Raw genomic sequence first — 19,835 nt, 5'->3', positions numbered from 1 at the left:
ACGTCCTGTTCAGGGCGATGATTTCGCACTGAAATGATACCTTTCCGGGATGATTAGAAATCGAACACTGTCTAAACGAGCCCGCAAAATAATCTTGTGAAATATAGGGTTGTGGCTATTCGTGTAAAGAAACGCAAAAGGCCGCGAGGATCGCTCCCCGCGGCGTTGTTTTACGCAATTAACAGTTGATGATTGGCCAACAGCGTCGCCAGATCCGTCTGCACGCCGTTCAGCGTTACCAGCGTGGTGGGCGTGAACTGACCGCCCGTCCCGTCCAGGTCAACCTGGATCTCGGTGTTGCTGCCGTTTTGCACAACGCGGATGTAGTCGGCGATGTTGCCCGCGCTGCTGTCCAGCGTCGCCACGCCGTTCACGTAGCTCGCCGAGCCGGTGCCGGTATAGCCGCTGTCGGAAAGCAGGTCGCGCAGATCGATACGGTCCGTATCCGCCGTCCCTTCCCAGGTGCCAACGGTAAAGCCGTTCACCACATCGCTACCGTTACCGCCCGTCGCGTCAGACGCGTTGATCAGCTTATAGAGCAACGTATCGTGACCGCCGCTGCCGATGTTGAAGGTGTCGTTCCCGCCCCGGCCTTCGAACTGGTTATCACCGCTGTTGCCGGTGATCACGTCGTCATAGTCGGAGCCGTTAATCCCTTCAATATTCAACAACCGCGTGGTACCGAATCCGGTGTCCTGCGCCGTTGAGAGGCGCAAATCAACGGTTATCCCAGAGGTGGCATTACGATAATCCACCACGTCCATGCCGCCGGTATTGCTCCAGGTGTCGTAGTCGGAATGGGTATTCCAGCCGCCGGAGCCGTTATAGGTATAGGTCCCATCCTCTGCGATAAAGGTGTCGTTATACCCGGTACCGGTGATGGTTCCGCTGTGGCCGCCGGTGGCCGCTTCGGCGGTGAGAACATAACCCTCTTTGCCGTTGCCCGCGTCCAGGCCGGTCCAGGTGACGTTATCCGATACGCCGTTGGTGATCTTCACGATCTCCGCCGAGTAGGTTTCGTTCGGATCCAGCCCGTAGAAACTCACCAGCGCAGAGGTATCGTTCGAGCCAATGCCGGACTGAGCGTTGATGATCTGCGAGGCCACCAGCACGCCCGCAGCGTTATACAGATTGACCGTATTGCCGTAGTACGCGTTGATGCCTTCGCTATCGACAATGTGCAGATGCATCGCGGTACCGTCAGCGATCTCCGCATTGTTCTGCACCAGCACCACCTTACCGTTCTGCTGAGACACCAGCAGATCCTGCGCACCGTCCCAGTTGTAGTCCACCGCGGCGACGCCGGTGACGTTGGCCAGCCCAGAAGCCAGCTGGCTTGAAGTCCAGGTTGAGCCGTAGCCGTTGTTGGTGAACAGGGTCGCCGTCTGTGAGCTGCCGTAGGTGCTGAGCTTGATGATGTCCATCTGCCCGTCACCGTTCCAGTCTACCGCCACCGACAGATAGCCCGCCGTGGCGTTAGAGGCTTCCACCGCGCTTTTGGTCGTGGAAAGCTGCCCGGTACCGTCGTTGTAGTAAATCACCCCGCCGTTGTTGTTGTAGCTGCTGCCGAGGTACAGATCCATGTAGCCATCGCCGTTAAAGTCCGCCCACGTCATGGAGGCCGCCGTGGTGGTATTCGAGGCGTTGGCCACAAACACGTTGGTCAGGTTCTGGCCAATGGAAAGCGTACCGTTCCCGTTGTTGTTAATCACGGTGAGCGAGTACGCCCCGCTGCGGTTGGTGTGCTGCACGATGTCCACGGTACCGTCGTTGTTCAGGTCGACGCCGGAGATTTCACGCCCGGAATCGAACTGGCCGTAGAATCCACCTTCCCCGCCGGTGCCGTCCGGCGACAGAACGCCGTTGGTATTCACCAGGTAGGTCAGGGAGTCCATACCGGCATCGCCGTACGCCAGATCAAGATAGCCATCGCCGGTTTTGTCGTAGGCAATTACGCCGCCGTACCAGATGGTGGTTCCCATCGCCAGCTGGCTGGCGGTGTAGCTGCTGCCATCGTAGGTCCACATCACCTGCGTAGAGCCCGCGTAGGTGTTCTCCGTCGCAAAGATATCCTGCGTGCCGTTACGGTCAAAGTCAGCTGCCGTCTGGCTCACCACATAGTAGCTACGGGTGTTAGTTAACGTATTCCCGGCATAGGTTGAATCATCGCTGCTGGAATAAGACTGTCCATTAGCAATGATATTCCACAGCCCGCTGCTGTTCATGCCGAGAGTCATGGTTGAGTTGTTGCTGTTCCCCGCAGTGGTCGCCCAGTCGGTATTCACCGAGGTGGTATCGATCACCAGGCTACCGGTTGCCGTACCGGTGGTGTTACCGTTGCCCGCGCTACTCTTCACCTGCGCGGTTACGTCGTAACTCGCCACACTCAGGGCATCGCTGTCCGGGATCTGTAGATACCAGGTATTGTGATCCGGGTCGACGACCACCGCACCGCCGGTCTGGGAGGTGTAGGTTTTCCCGTTCACCGTCACCACCAGATATTCACCGTTCACCAGGTCTGCGGAGACCGTACCGCTGACAATCGGCGTGGTATCCGAGGTGGTCTGGGCAGTAATCGCCGCGGTGGTGGTCGGGATGCTGGTATCGACGTTCAGCACAAAGCCATCCGATTCCGTGTAGTTACCGGCTTTGTCGGTGACGCGCAGAATATAGGTGTGATTCCCGTCGAGCAGGCCGTTGTCCTGATAGGACCAGCTTGCGCTGCCGTTCATCGTGACCTGACCCAGCAAGATCCCGTCCCGGTAAAGCTGCACGATTTCGCCATCTTCCGGAGCGCGGTTAAGCGTACCGTTGATCAGCGGCGAGGTATCGTCCGTCGCGACTGATGCGCCGTACGTGCCTGTACGTTCACCTTCCCCGTCGGTATAGCTGACCACCGTTCCCACCGTGTCAGGCGGCGTGGTATCAACCGTTACCACCTGCGAAGAGGTTGAGCCGACGTTGCCCGCCTGGTCGATGATCCGCACCTGGTAGGTGTAATCCCCGTCCGCCAGATCGCGGGTATCCGTATAGCTCCAGCGCTGGTTAGTGACGGTAGTGTCAATCCAGGTATTACCGCCGTCGAGGCTGATCTGTACGCGCTCGTCGCTGGCCAGCGCGCTGCCCAACGAGCCGTTGATCGTCAGCGAGGTGTCCATGGTGATGAAATCACTCCCGGACTGCCCGGTATCTTCGCTGATGCTGTCAATGGTGATGCCGTACTGCGGCGCCTGGGTATCCACCGTCACGTCCTGCGTGGTGGTGGCCCCGACGTTGCCCGCCTGATCGACAACCCGCACCTGATAGCGGTAGTCGCCGTCGGCCAGGGTGCGGGTGTCGTTATAACTCCACCGGGTGCCGCTTACCGTGGCGTAAACCCAGGTGGTGCCGCCATCCATGCTCACCTGTACATACTCACCGGCCCCGAGTTCGGCCCCGAGCGTCCCGTTGAGCGTGTACGAGGTCGAACTGGTCAGGAAGTCGTTATTGTCGAAGCCGGTATCGACGGTGATGTTATCCACGGTCACCGTAATCGCCGCATCCGGCGCGACCGTATCGACCGTCACCTGCTGATGAGCGCTGGCACCAACGTTGCCTGCCGCATCCACTACTCGAACGTAGTAGTCATAGGTCTGGTTACCCAGCGTGCGGCCGTCCACGTAGTACCAGCTGTTGCCAGTGACGATCACGTTCTGCCAGGTGACCCCGCCGTCGATGCTGATCTGGGCATATTCGCCGTCGGCCAGCGTTGCGCCGAGCGAGCCGTGCAGCGTCAGGGAGGTGTCATTGGTGATAAAGTCGCTGCTGCTCAGGCCGGTATCGTCGCTGATGCTGTCGATAGCGATCGTTTTGCTGGCGTCCGGCGCGACGGTATCAATGGTCACCACCTGGCTGGTAGTGGCGCTGATATTCCCCGCGTCGTCAATCACCCGCAGCTGATAGTTGTAGTCTCCGTCGGCCAGCGTGCGGCCGTCAACGTAGGTCCAGCTCAGGCCGCTGACGCTCACGTCAGTCCAGGTTGCGCCACCGTCGAGGCTGATCTGAGCGTGGTCGCCGCTGCCCAGGGCCGCGCCGAGCGTCCCTTTCAGGCTGATCTGGTTGTCGCTGGTAATAAAGTCGCTGTCGGACAGGCCGGTATCCTGCGAGACGGAATCCACGGTAATAGTCGCCGCCGCAGGCTTCGTCAGATCGATTACCACGTCCTGGCTGTCCGTTGCCCCAACGTTGCCTGCATTGTCGATCACGCGCACCTGGTACTGGTACGTACCGTCGGTCAGGGTACGGCCATCGGTGTAGCGCCAGGTGGTGCCGGTGACGGTCAGGTCAATCCAGGTGGTACCGCCGTCAAGGCTGATCTGCGCCTTCTCGTTATTGCCGAGCTGCGCGGTCAGGGAACCATTCACCACCACCTGGCTGTCGTTGGTGATGAAGTCATTCGCGCTGAGGCCGGTATCGTTTTGCAGGGAATCAATGCTGATCCCCATCGACGGTGCGGTGAGATCCACGGTAACGGTATGGTTATCGCTGGCGCTGTTGCCGATGGCGTTGCTCACCTGCGCGTTAATCACGTACGAACCGCCGTCCGCCAGCGCGGTCACGTCTGCGCTGCCGACCGTATAGCTCCAGGTGCCGTCATTTTGAACGGTAGCCGTGTAGGTTTTACCGTTAAGCGTAATGGTCACCGTCTGGCCCGTTGGCGCATCGGTGGTGCCGCTGATAACCAGCGGCGTGCCGTGCTCGGCGGCGTTGACGATATCATCCTGCGCAAAGGTGTTAATGGCGATGGTCGGCACGTCACCGTTCAGCGTCACGTCGTGCGTTGCGCTGCCCGGGTTACCTGCCTTATCGCTCACCGTAGCCGTAATGGTGTAATCCCCGTCGCTCAGTCCGAGGAAGTCGCGTCCCGGCACGAAGACGGACCAGGAGCCATTCGCCGCCACGGTCGCCTGATAGCTGTGGCCGTTGAAGGAGACGGTCACCGTCTGGCCCTGCTCCGCGGTGGTGGTCCCGCTGATGGTCTGTCCCGCCAGCTGCTCGGCGTTGTTGACGATATCGTCATCGGCCACGGTGCTGATGGTCACGGCTGGCGCGACGGTATCGACCGTTAAGGTATGCGTCGTCTGGCCGTTATTACCCGCCTTGTCGTTCACCGACGCGGTGACCGTCAGCGCGCCTTCGCTCAGGTTGGCAAGATCGGCGGCCGGGACGTCGAGCGTCCAGGTGCCGTCGTTTGCCACAAGCGCAGTGTAGGTTTTCCCGCCCAGCGTGACGGTCACCGTCTGGCCTGCTTCCGCGCTGGAAGAGCCGTGTACGGTGAGCGGCTGCTGGGCTTCCGCCGCATTCAGCACATCGTCGCCCGACAACGTGTTCACGCTAATCACCGGCGCGGTGGTGTCCACGCTGATGGTGTGCGTCGCCGAGGCGCTGTTCCCGGCGCTGTCCTGCGCCGAAACAGAAACCTGGTAGCTCGCGCCGTCGGCCAGGGTGCCCACGTCGGCGGCCGGTACGGTGGTTGTCCAGGAGCCATCGCTCTGGATAGTGGCCGTATAGCTCTTACCATTCAGGGTGATAGTGACCTGCGTACCGCTGGCGAACTGCGCGCTGGAGCCGTTGATGACCAGCGACGCCCCCGCTTCTGCCGCATTGATCACGTCATCGCCGCTGAGTGTGTTGACGGTCAGCGCGACCGATGCGGTATTTACCACCACGTCATGGGTCTGGGTGCTGCTGTTGCCCGCGCTGTCGGTGATTGTCGCGCTGAGGGTCACGGTGCCGTCGGTCAGGGCAGAAATGTCGCTGGCAGGAACGCCCACGCTCCATTTGCCACTGGCGTCAACGGTGGTGGTGTACTGGTTCGAACCGATGGTGATGACCAGCTTATCGCCGACGCTCGCGCCGGTTGCGGTACCGCTGACGATCTGCGCCTGCCCGTGCTCAACGCTGTTGATGACGTCATCGCCCGCCACGACGTTAAAGCTGACGGTCGGCGGCGTGGTATCGAGCGTAATCGCTTTGCCCGCGCTGCCCGGGTTACCCGCGGCGTCACTCACGCTCACCTGCACGGTGTAGCCGTTGTCCGCCAGCGCGGACAGATCGGCCGCCGGAACGTTCACACTCCAGACGCCGCCCTGCTGAACCTGCGCGGTATAGCTATTGCCGCCGAGGGTGACGGTCACCGTCTGGCCGACTTCAGCCGTGGTGGTGCCGGAAATGGCCACGCCCGCAGCCGCTTCGCTGCCGTTGATCACGTTGTCGCCGGCTACTGTGTCAATGGTCACGGTTGGCGCCGTGGCATCGACGCTGTACTCCCGGCCCGCAGACGCGCTGTTGCCGTTCACATTGGTCACGCTCACCTGCACGCTGGCGTCGCCGTCTTTCAGACCCGCAAGATCCGAGGAAGGCACGGTGGCCGTCCAGTTGCCGTCGGCATCGACTTTGGCGGTGTAAGACTTGCCGCCAAAGGTGATGGTCACGGTCTGGTTCTCTTCCACATTGGAGGTGCTGCCGGACAGCACCAGATCCGCACCTTTCTCCGCCGCGTTAATCACGTCGTCGGTGGCGATGGCATCAATGCTGATCGCCACGGCTGCCAGATCGACGGTGACGTCGTGGCTGATAGAGACCGGATTGCCCGCCGCGCTCTGGCCTGCAACGGTCACGGTAACCGAGCCCGCAGCCAGGGCCCCGACGTCTGCTGCCGGGATCGCCGCGCTCCAGGTACCGTCTGCCAGCACGGAGGCCGCATAGGTTTTGCCATTGACGGTCACGGTGAGCGTAGTGCCTGCCGCCAGTCCGTCGCTGGAGCCGGTGACAATCAGGTTCTGTCCATGCTCGATGCTGTTAATCACATCGTCGCCCGCGACGGTATCTACGCGCAGGCCCGGCAGGCTGGCGTCGATAGTGATATCGCGCTCGCCCGTTCCCGTATTGCCATGGTCATTAGTGACGGTCGCTGACACCGTTAAATCGCCGTTGCCCAGCGCCGTCAGGACGGAATCCGGCACGTTGACGGACCAGCTGAGATCGCTCTGCACCGTCGCGGTATAGGTGTTGCCGCCGATGTTCACCGTCACGGTGTTACCGATGTCCGCGTTCGCCACCTTACCGGTAATGGTCTGGCCTGCGGCCACTTCCGCCGCGTTGATGACGTTGTCCCCCGCCACGGTGTTGATGGTGACGGTCGGCAGCGCGGTGTCGACCAGCAGGTTCGCCGTATTGCTGACGCTATTGCCCACGCCGTTGGTGGCGGCGGCGCTCAGGGTATAGTTCGCTTCGCCCAGACCCGCCAGATCCGCTGCCGGAACGGTCAGGCTCCAGGTACCGTCCGACGCCGTCGTGGCCGCGTAGTTTTTACCGTTAAGGGTCACGGTGACCACGGTGCCTTCCGCCAGGTTGGCGCTGGTGCCGTTGACGCTCAGATCCTGGCCTTTTTCTACCGCGTTCAGGACGTTGTCATCGCTGATGGCGTTGAAGCTGACCGACGGCAGACCGGTATCGACGGTCACATTATGCGTGCCGCTGCCGGTATTGCCCGCCGCGTCGGTGACTGACGCAGTGACGGTCACGCTGCCGTCGCTGAGGCCTGAAATCACATTCGCCGGGACGCCCACGCTCCAGTTACCCGCCGCGTCCAGCACGGTGGTGTACGACTGGCCGCCGATGGTGACGGTGACGGTGTCGCCCGCCGCCGCGCCGGTGGCGGAGCCGCTGATAATTTGCGCCTGATTGTGTTCAGCCACGTTAATCACATCGTCGCCTGCAACGGTGTGGATGGTCACCGCAGGTACGGTGACGTCCACCGTCAGGGTGTGGTCAACCGACGCCGGGTTACCCGCCTTGTCGCTGACTGAGGCGGTGACCGTCACGCTGCCGTCGGTTAATCCTGCCAGATCCGCCGCCGGAACGTTCAGCGTCCAGCTGCCGTTCGCGCTGACGGTTGTGGTGTAATCTTTGCCGTTCAGCGATACGGTCAGCGTCTGGCCTGCTTCGGCGGTACTGGTGCCGGAGATTGCCAGGTCGGACTGCGCTTCCGTGGCGTTCAGGATATCGTCGGTGGCAATCGTGTTGATGGTCACGGACGGCGCGGTAGCATCCACGCTGTACTCACGGCCCGCCGAGGCGCTGTTGCCGTTCACGTTGGTGACGCTCACCTGCACGCTGGCGTCGCCATCCTTCAGGCCAGCCAGATCCGCTGACGGCACGGTGTAAGTCCAGTTGCCGCTGTCGTCCACGGTGGTGGTGTAGATCCTGCCGTTCAGACTGATGGTCACGGTCTGCCCGGCTTCCACGTTGGTGGTCACACCGGACAGCACCAGATCCGCGCCCTTCTCCGCCGCGTTAATCACGTCGTCGGTGGCAAGCGCATTGATGCTGATGGCAACGGTAGCCAGATCCACGGTCACGTCGTGGCTGATGGTGATCGGATTACCCGCCGCGCTGTCACCGGTAACGCTGATTTTCACGGTTCCTTCCGGCCACGCGCTCACGTCGGTGGACGGGATCGCCGCGCTCCAGGTGCCGTCTGCCAGCACCGTTGCCGCGTAATCTTTACCGTTGACGGTAACCGTCAGCGCCGTGCCCGGCGCCAGCCCGTCGCTGGAGCCTGAAACAATCAGGTTCTGCGCGTGCTCGATGGTGTTGACCACGTCGTCACCCGCCACGGTATTCACGCGCAGGCCCGGCAGGTTAGCGTCGATAGCGATCTCGCGTTCGCCGGTGCCGGTGTTGCCGTGGCCGTTGGTGACGGTCGCCGTCACGCTCAGGCTGCCGTTGCCGAGTGCGGTCAGCACGTCAGACGGCACGTTGACGGACCAGGACAGATTATTCTGCACCGTTGCGGTGTAGCTGTGGCCGCCGATAGTCACGGTCACGGTGTTGCCCGCTTCGGCATTCGCCACGGTGCCGCTCAGGGTCTGTCCTGCCGCCACTTCCGCCGCGTTGATGACGTTGTCGCCCGCCACGGTGTAGATGGTAACGGTTGGCAGCGCGGTGTCGACAAGCAGGTTCGCAGAACTGCTCACGCTGTTGCCAACGCCGTTGGTGGCCGTCGCGTTCAGGGTGTAACTGGTCTGACCGAGACCGGCCAGATCCGCAGCCGGAACCGTCAGGCTCCAGGTGCCGTCTGCCGCAGTCGTCGCCGTGTAGTTTTTACCGTTCAGGGTCACGGTGACCACGGTGCCTTCCGCCAGGTTGGCGCTGGTGCCGCTGACGCTCAGATCCTGGCCTTTTTCAACGGCGTTCAGGACGTTGTCATCGCTGATGGCGTTGAAGCTGACCGACGGCAGACCGGTATCGACGGTCACATTATGCGTGCCGCTGCCGGTATTGCCCGCCGCGTCGGTGACTGACGCAGTGACGGTCACGCTGCCGTCGCTGAGGCCGGAAATGACGCTGGCCGGAATGCCCACGCTCCAGTTACCCGCCGCATCCAGCACGGTGGTATAAGTCTGGCCGCCGATGGTGACGGTAACGGTATCGCCCGCCGCCGCGCCGGTGGCGGAGCCGCTGATAATCTGCGCCTGATTGTGTTCAGCCACGTTAATCACGTCGTCGCCTGCCACGGTGTGGATGGTCACTGCCGGAACGGTGACGTCCACCGTCAGGGTGTGGTCCACCGACGCCGGGTTACCCGCCTTGTCGCTGACGGCCGCGGTCACGGTGACGCTGCCGTCGGTTAATCCTGCAAGGTCAGCTGCCGGCACGTTCAGCGTCCAGCTGCCGTTCGCGCTGACGGTTGTGGTGTAATCTTTGCCGTTCAGCGATACGGTCACCGTCTGGCCTGCTTCGGCGGTGCTGGTGCCGGAGATTGCCAGGTCGGACTGCGCTTCTGAGGCGTTCAGGATATCGTCGGTGGCAATCGTGTTGATGGTCACGGACGGCGCGGTAGCATCCACGCTGTACTCGCGGCCCGCAGACGCGCTGTTGCCGTTCACGTTGGTGACGCTCACCTGCACGCTGGCGTCGCCGTCTTTCAGACCGGTCAGATCCGCAGACGGCACCGTGGCGGTCCATTTACCCTCAGCGTCCACCGTGGCGGTGTAGTTCTTGCCGCCGAAGGTGATGGTGACGATCTGGTTTTCTTCGACGTTCGAGGTGGTGCCGGAGAGCACCAGATCCGCACCCCTCTCGGCGGCGTTGATCACGTCATCGGAAGCGATGGCGTCAATGCTGATGGCGACGTTTGCCAGATCCACCGTCACATCATGGTTGATAGTCACCGGATTGCCCGCGCTGCTCTGGCCTTCAACGTTCACGGTGACCGTGCCTGCGGCAAGGGCACTCACGTCCGCAGAAGGGATCGCCGCGCTCCAGGTGCCGTCTGCCAGCACGGTGGCCGGATAGGTTTTACCGTTTACGGTGACGGTCAGCGCCGTACCCGCCGTCAGGCCGTCGCTTGAACCCGTGATAATCAGATTCTGCCCGTGTTCGATGCTGTTAATCACGTCATCGCCCGCTACGGTGTCCACGCGCAGGCCCGGCAGATTCGCGTCGATAGTGATATCGCGCTCGCCGCTGCCGCTGTTGCCCACGCCGTTCGTGACGCTGGCGGTCACAGTCAGATCGCCATTGCCCAGCGCGGTGAGCACAGAATCCGGTACGCTGACGGACCAGGTGAGATTGTCCTGTACCGTTGCGGTGTAGCTGTGGCCGCCAACAGACACAGTCACGGTGTTGCCCGCTTCGGCATTCACCACTGTGCCGCTAATGGTCTGGCCGGTTGCCAGCTCCGCTGCGTTGATTACGTCGTCGCCCGCCACGGTGTTGATGATGACGCCAGGCAGCACGGATTCCACGTTCACGGTGTGCGAGGTGCTGGAGCTGTTGCCGACGCTGTCCGTCGCGGAGGCCGACACGGTGTAAAGCGCTTCACCCAGTTGCCCCACCTCGCTCGCCGGAACGGTTGTGGTCCATTGGCCATTGGTGTCCACCGTGGCGCTGTACGCTTTGCCGTTGAGCATCACGGTGACCACCGCGCCCGCTGCCAGCCCGGAAGCCGTACCTGTGATGGTCAGATCCTGCGTTTTCTCGCTGCTGTTGATCACATCGTCACCGGACACGGTGTCAATGGTCAGCACCGGCGCGGTGAGGTTGACTTCAACCTCGTGCGTTGTGCTGTTGCTGTTTCCGGCTTTATCGGTCAGCGCCGCGGTGATGGTGTAATCCCCGGCGGCCAGGGCACTCACGTCCGCCGCAGGCACGCCCACGCTCCACCTGCCGGAAGTGTCCAGGGTCGCGGTGTAATCTTTGTTATTGATGGTGACGGTCACCACGTCGCCCGCCGCCGCACCGGTCACGGAACCGGTGACAATCAGCGCCTGCGCATGCTCGGCGCTGTTGATCACGTCGTCGTCGGAAACGGTGTTAATGGTCAGCTGTGGCACCGTGGTATCCACCAGCACATCGCGGTCCGCCGAGGCCGGGTTACCCGCCTTATCCGCGACGGCTGCCGTGATGGTGTAATCGCCGTCGGTAATCGCGCCGATATCCGCAGACGGTACGGTGACGCTCCAGCTGCCGTTCGCCTGTACGGTGGTGGTGTAGTCCACGCCGTTCAGCGTCACGGTCACGGTCTGGCCCGCTTCGGCGTTGGAGACACCGTTAACGACCAGATCCTGCTGCGCTTCGGCCGCGTTGATGATGTTGTTGTCGCTGACGATCTCGATGGACACCGTCGGCGCGGTGGCGTCCACGCTGTACTCGCGGCCCGCCGAGGCGCTGTTGCCGTTCACGTTGGTGACGCTGACCTGCACGCTGGCGTCGCCGTCTTTCAGTCCGCCCAAATCGGCAGACGGTACGGTCGCCGTCCAGTTGCCGCTGGCATCCACCGTCGCAGTGTACAACTTGCCGCCGAAGGTGATGGTAACGGTCTGGTTTTCTTCCACGTTGGTGGTCGAGCCAGACAGCACCAGGTCCGCGCCTTTCTCAGCCGCGTTGATTACGTCGTCCGAGGCAATCGGATTAATGCTGATGGCGACTGCCGCCAGATCCACTTTCACGTCGTGGCTGATGGAAACCGGGTTACCCGCCGCGCTCTGGCCGTCAACGGTCACGGTGATTGTGCCTGCGCTCAGCGCGCCGACGTCCGCCGCCGGCATAGCCGCCGTCCAGGTGCCGTCCGCCAGCACGGTTGCCGCGTAGGTTTTGCCGTTGACGGTGACCGTCAGCGCCGATCCGATCGCCAGCCCGTCGCTGGAGCCGGTGATAATCAGGTTTTGACCATGTTCGATGCTGTTGATCACATCGTCGCCTGCCACGGTATCCACGCGCAGGCCCGGCAGGCTGGCATCAATCGTGATGTCGCGTTCGCCGGTGCCGATGTTGCCGTGGCCGTTGGTCACGCTCGCTGTTACGGTGAGATCGCCGTTACCGATAGCGGTTAAGACGTCAGACGCCACGTTAACCGACCAGCTCAGGTCGTCCTGAATCGTCGCGGTATAGGTGTTGCCCCCGATACCGATCGTGACAGTGTCACCGCTCGCCGCGCCGCTCACTTTCCCGCTCAGGGTTTGTCCGGAAGCCACTTCCGCCGCGTTAATCACGTCGTCGGTGGCAACCGCATTAATGGTGACCTGCGGCAGCGCGCTGTCGACCAGCACGCTATGGCTGGTATTCGCGCTATTACCCGCGGTATCGGTCACGCTGGCCGTCACGCTGTAGCTCGCTTCGCCCAGTACCGAGACGTTTGCCGCCGGAACGGTGACTCTCCAGTTACCGCTGGCATCGGTGGTGGCGGCGTAACTGATACCGTTCAGGGTTATGGTGATGCGGGTCCCGCCCGGCTGGTTGCTGGTGCCGGAGATCAACAGGTCCTGGCCTTTTTCGGTCGCGTTGATCACGTCGTCAACCGCCAGGGTATTGATGGCAATCACCGGCGCGGTCAGGGAGACGTCAAACGCGTGCGTCGCGCTGGTGCTGTTGCCCGCTTTATCGGTGAGTGTGGCGGAAATCGTCTGATCGCCGTTAGCCAGCGCGCCCACGTCCGTCGCCGGAACGCCCACGCTCCAGTTGCCGGACGCATCCAGCATCGCGGTGTAGTCTTTCCCGTTCAGGCTCAGGGTAATCACATCGCCCGCCTGCGCGCCCGTCACCTTGCCGGTGACAATCAGCGCCTGGCCGTGCTCGGCAATATTAACAATGTCGTCGCCCGCCACAATGTTGAAGGTAATCTGCGGCACGGTAGTGTCGACCAGCACGGACGCCCCCGCGCTGGCCGGGTTGCCCGCTTTATCGGACACGGTCACCGTGACCGCCGCGCTGCCGTCGGCGATCCCCGCCAGATCCGCCGCCGGAACGTCCAGCGTCCAGCTGCCGTTCGCCTGCACCTGGGCGATGTACTGATTGCCGTTGAAGGTCACGGTGACCGTCTGGCCTGCTTCGGCAGTAGACGTCCCGCTCAGGGTCAGATCCTGCGCCGCCTCTGCCGCATTCAGCATGTTGTCGCCGCTGATGGTGTTGATGGTGACCGCTGGCGCGGCGGTATCGACGCTGAATGCCTGCGAGGAAGAGGCCGCGTTGCCGTTCACGTTGGTGACGCTGACCTGTACGCTGGCGTCGCCGTCCTTCAGGCCGCTCAGATCGGCAGCCGGTACGGTGCAGGTCCAGTCACCGTTGGCATCGACCGTCGTGGTCCAGGTTTTACCCGCAAAGATAATGGTAACGGTCTGGCCCGCTTCAACGTTCGAGGAGGAGCCGGACAGCACCAGATCCTGGCCTTTTTCTGCCGCGTTAAGCACGTTGTCGTCCGTCACGCTGTTGATGCTTATCGCCACCGGGGCGAGATCGACATCCACAACGGTACCGATATTCACCGGGTTGCCGGAGGTATCCTGCGCGCTGGCGCTGATGGTGAGCAACCCTTCCGCCCACCGGGAGACGTCGGCAGCCGGAACCGCAGCCTGCCAGGTGCCATCCGCCAGTACCGAAGCGGAATAACTCTTGCCGTTGATGGTCACGGTGACGGTGCTACCCGCCGCCAGGTCGGTGCTGGTGCCGGAGATAACCAGGTTCTGCGCGTGTTCCATAACGTTAATGACGTCGTCACCGGCGACGGTATCAATGCGCAGGCCGGGCAGCTGGGCGTCAATGGTGACATCCAGGGAAGACGATCCGGTATTGCCGTGCGCGTTCGTCACGCTGGCCGATACGGTCAGGTCGCCGTTACCGAGCGCGGTTAACTGACTCTGGGTTAACGGCAGGCTCCAGGTGAGATCGTCCTGTACGGTGGCCGTGTATGTCTGCCCGCCGAGGATAATCGTGACGGTATCGCCCGATGCCGCGTTAGAAACCTTTCCGGTCAGGGTTTGCCCTGCGGCCACTTCCGCCGCGTTGACGATATTGTCGCCCGCGAGGGTGTTGATGGTGACCACCGGCAGCGAGCTGTCCACCAGCACATCGTGCGTGGCAGCGGCGCTGTTGCCCACATTATCGGTGACGCTCGCCGTCACGGTGTAATTGGCTTCACCCAGCGCGCTCACCGCAGAGGCGGGGACGGTAACGCTCCAGTTGCCGCTGGCGTCGGTGGTGGCGGTGTAGTTGATACCGTTCAGATTAACGGTGATGGTGGTTCCTTCCGGCTGGTTGCTGGTACCGGAAAGCAGCAGATCTTCGCCCTTCTCTGCCGCATTGATCACGTCATCCGCGGCCAGCGTGTTAATACCGATAACGGGCGTCACAGTATTGACCACCACATCCACTGAACTGCTGCCGGTGTTGCCGGATTGGTCGGTCACGGAGACGTTAATGGTCCAGGTGCCGTCCGTCAGCCCCTGAACGACGGACGCAGGCAGGCCGAGGCTCCAGTTGCCTGCCGCATCCACCACGGTGGTGTAGTCCACGTTATTGATGGTGATGGTGACCAAATCGCCCGCCGCCGCGCCGGTGACGGAGCCGCTCAGGATCTGCGTCTGAGAATGGGCCAGCTGGTTAACGGTGTTGGTGTCGGTGACGAAATCGTTGATGGTCACCTGCGGCACGGTGGCATCCACCAGCCCAACGCGGTCCGCGCTGCTGCTGTTGCCCGCCACGTCACTGACGGTGGCCGTCACGGTGACATTGCCATCAGTCAGCGCGCCAACGTCGGCGGCAGGCACGTTCAACTGCCAGCGACCGTCCGCCTGTACCGTGGTCTGGTAAGATTTACCGTTCAGCGTTACGGTGACCGTCTGGCCCGCTTCAGCGGTTGTGCTGCCGCTGAGCACCAGATCCTGCTGCGCTTCTGCCGCATTAATGATGTTGTCGTCGGTCAGGTTATCAAGCGTAATGGCTGGCGGCTGCGTATCGACGATCACCACGCGTGAGGCGTCCGCGCTGTTGCCGTTGACGTTAGTCACGCTGACGCTCACCTGCGCACGCCCGTCGATCAGCGTTTCCATCGCGCTCGCCGGAACGGTCAGGTGCCAGGAGCCGTCCTGCTGCACCTGTGCAGTAAAGGTTTGATCCGCGAATTTCACCACCACGGTCTGCCCGGCCTCCACGCCCTGCGTCTGACCAGAAAGCGTGACATCCGCGCCTTTTTCCGCCGCGTTGAGCATATCGTCAGTGGTTACGGTATCGATGGTGACGGCCACCGCATTCAGGTCAAGCTCGATCGGGTGTTCAGCCGCCACGGTGTTGCCCCAGGCATCTTCCGCGCTGACGCTGACGGTCATGCCTCCCGCCGTCCATGCCTGAAGGTCCGCCGCCGGCACGCCAATCTGCCAGTTGCCGCTGGCGTTAACCGTGGTGACGTATTCGACATTATTGATGGTAACGGTGATCTGTGTGCCTTCGGCCAGATGAGTACTGGAGCCGGTTACGGCCAGATCCTGCTGCTGCTCGATGGCGTTAATCACGTCATCGCCAGAGATCGTGTTCACGCGCAGGCCCGGCAGTTCGGCGTTGATGTTGATATCACGTTCGCCGGTGCCGGTATTGCCGTGCGCATTGGTGACAGAGGCGCTGAAGGTTAAATCGCCGTCGCCAAACGCCTGGAGGTCGGCCGATGGGATCGTCACGCTCCATTTGAGGTCGCTGCCAACCGTCGCGGTGTAGCTCTTGCCGCCCACGGTGACAGAGACGGTATCGCCCGCCGCCGCGCCGGTGACGCGTCCACTGAGGGTTTGGTCAACCGCCGCTTCGGCGTTATTGACCAGGTTATCCCCGGCAAAGGTGTTGACGATCACCTGCGGCAGCACGGTGTCTACCAGCAGATTCGCCTCGGCGGAGCCGCTGTTACCCACGCTGTCGGTGCCGCTGACTCTGACGGTGTAAAGGGTATTCGCCAGATCCAGCACGTCGGAAACCGGCACCTGAACGGACCAGCGACCGTTCTCAACGGTGGCCTGATAGTTAACGTTGTTCAGCGTCACGGTGACAGCGCTGCCGTTCGGCAGATTACTGGTCCCGCTCAGGCTCAGGGGCTGCATGGCCTCCTGCGCATTCAGGACGTTATCCTGGCTGATGGGGTCAAGGGTAAATTCCGGCGGGTTGCCGCTCAGCGTAATGCCGTGCGTCGCGCTGCCGGTGTTGCCCGCCGCATCGGTCACGGAGACCGAAATGCTGTGGCTACCTTCCCCCAGCGCGCCAATGACGGAGGCAGGCACGCCGACGCTCCAGCTGCCGTCCGCCTGGACGGCACCGGTAAAGGTCTTGCCGCCAACGGTCACGGTGACAACGTCGCCCTCCGCCGCGCCGTTCGCCTGGCCGGAAATAATCTGCGCCTGCCCCTGCTCGCTGGTGTTCAGTATGTCGTCGCCCGCGACGGTGTTGATAGTGACCACTGGCGCTGCGGTATCGACCGTGAAATCGGCGGTGGTGGATGACCCGTTACCCGCTTTGTCGCTGACGTTTACCGTCAGGGTGTGCTCGCCGTTAGCCAGCGCCTGTACTTCACTGGCCGGAAGCGTAACGGACCAGCTGCCGTCGCTGCCCACGGTCGCCGTGTGATTTTTGCCGTTTAGCGTGACCGTCAGAATCTGGCCCGCTTCCGCATCGGTTTTCCCCGTCAGCGTCAGCGGCTGATTATGTTCAGCCGCATTGATGATGTCGTCCTGGGCGATCGTGTCGACAGAGATCACTGGCGAGGCGGTATCCACGCCAATCGTCTGGCTGCCGGACACGGTGTTGCCCGCCGCGTCTTTTCCGCTGACGTTGACCGTCCAGGTACCATCGCCCAGCGCCTGTGCGTCGGCAGCAGGGACCTTCACGCTCCATGCGCCGTTTGCCCCCACTTCTGCGGTATAGGTTTTACCGTTGAGCGTGACGGTAAGCGCCGTTCCCTGGGCCAGGTTTTTGCTGGTGCCGGACAGTGTAAAGCCAGCGGCCTGCTCGCTGGCGTTGATCACGTTATCGCCCGCCGTGGTGGCGAGCGTCACGCTGGTATCCGCTGTAGAAACGGTTACGGTAATACTGCCCGCAGAGGTCGTTTTACTGCCGTCGATCTGTACGACGGACCAGGTATGTTCCCCGTCCGCCTGGGTCGGGAGTGTTACCGTCCAGGTGCCGTCCTTCGCGACCATGGTGCTGGCGATGGTGCTGCCGCTGCCGTCTTTAACCTGAATGGTCGCGCCCGGCTCCCCGGTACCGCTGAAGGTGGGGGTGTTGTCATCCGTGACCTCTTTTGCACTCAGCACGCCCTGCTTGTCACCCGCGTTGTCCGTCAGCAAAAATGTCGGCGTGGCGCTTTCGACTTCTTTTGTATTATCAATAACCCTGGTTTTGGTTTCGCCATCGCCGCCGTGAGCCAGCAGTGCGCCGATCGCACCGCCCCCTAACGCCGCACCGGCAATCCAGCCCCACGGCGCATCGCTTAAGACGCTTCCCTGCTCCAGGAAAGGTTCAATGCTGCTAATGGGTGCAGCCTGGGCGGTTAATTCGGTGGCGGCAACGCCTGATGCTTCCCCGGCATCGGCAAATGAAATATGCGTCAACGCCTGGTTATCGTTAAATACCAGTTCGGAATGATTATGGGTTTCCGTGTCTTCGACAAAATAATTATTGCAGCGGATCACGCTGCCATCTTTCATATAAATGAGGAGGTCATTCCCCTGGCGGACATAACGCACCACGTCCTGAGCAGAACCCTGAATTTCAATCACGCTCGGTGAGGAAATAGAGACCGAGAGATTCCCTTCACCGGTTAATTTCGTCTTCTCTGCCGTTTTGCGAATGATGACATCAACAACTTTTGCGGTACTCATATTCTTCTCCTTGCAGGTGCGCGTATTCCTGTGGATATGTCCACCAGAGGGATGTAGCTATCCTTGGGAAAAATCACCCATTATTGTCTGACTTATTTCGCGCAGAAAGGCGCGCCTTTTTTTAACTTAAATCAGGTAATTTCGCGGCAGCGTTTTTCTCTATTCCGATAAGCGGCATGAGATTATCCACCGCGGAGGCGTAATTAATCGCCGCACTCCAGCCATCGTATTCAGCCATTATTTTCGCTGAGGTGGCAGACCAGACATCCTGCTCCACGCTGAGCAGATCGTTAATGCTGCGCTTGCTCAGGGTATATTCATTTTTGTAGACATCGCGGGCGCGCAACGCATTTTCCAGCTGACGTTTCCCGGCTTCCATTCGTCCACGCGCCCCGGTCCAGTCGGCCTGTGCGACGGAGGCTTTTTGCAGGACATCAAAACGGGCCTGATCGACCTGGGACGATGCCATTGCCCTTGCGCCCTCGGCCTGACGGACGCGCGCCGAGACCGCGCCGCCCTGATAAAGCGGTGCGTCAATATTGAGCTGGATCTGATCATCCCAGTACGCGCGATTATCAGACTCATAGCGGGTGCGGCCCCCTTTCAGGCTTAAGGTCGGCCAGTGCTGAGACCTGGCGGTTTCTACGCCGTACTGGGCTGAACGCTCCATGTTCTGCGCGGCCATCACCGTTGGGATCAGTGAATAATCAATCCGATTGAGAGAATCCGGCTCCACGGCCAGACCTCCCGGAACCGGTGAATAGCGTTCAGCCTGTATGCCAGTTAATACCGCCAGCCGCGCGCGGGCGCTGTTCAGAGACGCATTATACTGCTCTACCGTCGCCTGCATCCCGGCGATACGGGTGCGGGTCTGAAGCTCATCAGAGGTGGAGCTTACGCCAGCATCGGCGCGGAGTTTTGCCAGTTGCTCAACGTTTTTAAGCGCCTGCACGTTCTCTTTTGCCGCCTGCAACAGATCGCTGTAGCGTTTTACTTCCACATAGCTGAGGGCCGTTTTTTCCGCGACGGCAGACATCGTGCTCATCAGTTGGTAGCGATAGCTGTCACGCTGAGCTGAAGACTGGCTGATGCTGTTATTGGTCTTGCCAAAATCGTACACCAGCTGCGTCAGGCTCAGGCCCCAGGCTGCGGAATTTCGCAACGAGCCGCTTGAATCGGTGGTCTGGCTGTGACCCGTACTCCCGTTCAGGGCTATTTGTGGCATCCAGCCACTGCGCGCTTCGTCTATTTGTGCCTGGCCGATCCCCAGTTGCGCAGCCTGCTGGCTCACCGAGGGGTCGCGATCGAGAGCGAAAAGAATACTTTCTTTCATCGTCATTGCCGCAACGGGAGATATCCCCGCCTGGCCGTTATTTGCATTAGCCGCAGTCACCACCAGCGAAATTAAGGTCAGGGAGACAGATAATCTGAGCAACCTGTTATTGCATTTCATCTTCATAATATCCCCCGACTCCAGGTGATAGCCAAATAAATACCCAGGAAGAGGTATAAATAATTCTTCAGAAATCCTCACCTCTTCTCGATTAATTTGGGTAATAGTTCCCCAAGCCCATTTCAATTGAGATGAGAGCCGTTCAATCTCTTTTTTTCTTTTAAGAATTTACTTAAATATTTATTGATTCGCAGCATAACAAAATG

2 protein-coding genes are annotated in these 19,835 nt (G+C 61.2%); both read right to left on the bottom strand.

Going from position 1 to position 19,835, the window contains the following annotated elements; translation table 11 throughout:
* Nucleotides 1–170: 170 nt before the first annotated feature.
* On the bottom strand, nt 171–18,176 hold the full coding sequence (locus tag IM290_RS10815; protein ID WP_193042188.1) for an Ig-like domain-containing protein: 18,006 nt from the start codon (nt 18,174–18,176) through the stop codon (nt 171–173).
* A gap of 121 nt (nt 18,177–18,297) precedes the next feature.
* Nucleotides 18,298–19,635, bottom strand: coding sequence for a TolC family outer membrane protein (locus tag IM290_RS10810; protein WP_032671120.1), 1,338 nt, complete (start codon nt 19,633–19,635; stop codon nt 18,298–18,300).
* Between the last annotated feature and the right edge of the window lie 200 nt (nt 19,636–19,835).

This window comes from Enterobacter cloacae complex sp. S1 (assembly GCF_014930525.1).
GTDB lineage: Bacteria > Pseudomonadota > Gammaproteobacteria > Enterobacterales > Enterobacteriaceae > Enterobacter > Enterobacter hormaechei_C.
The sequence above is the reverse complement of the archived record's forward strand: the minus strand, read 5'-3'. Positions and strand labels throughout refer to the sequence as shown.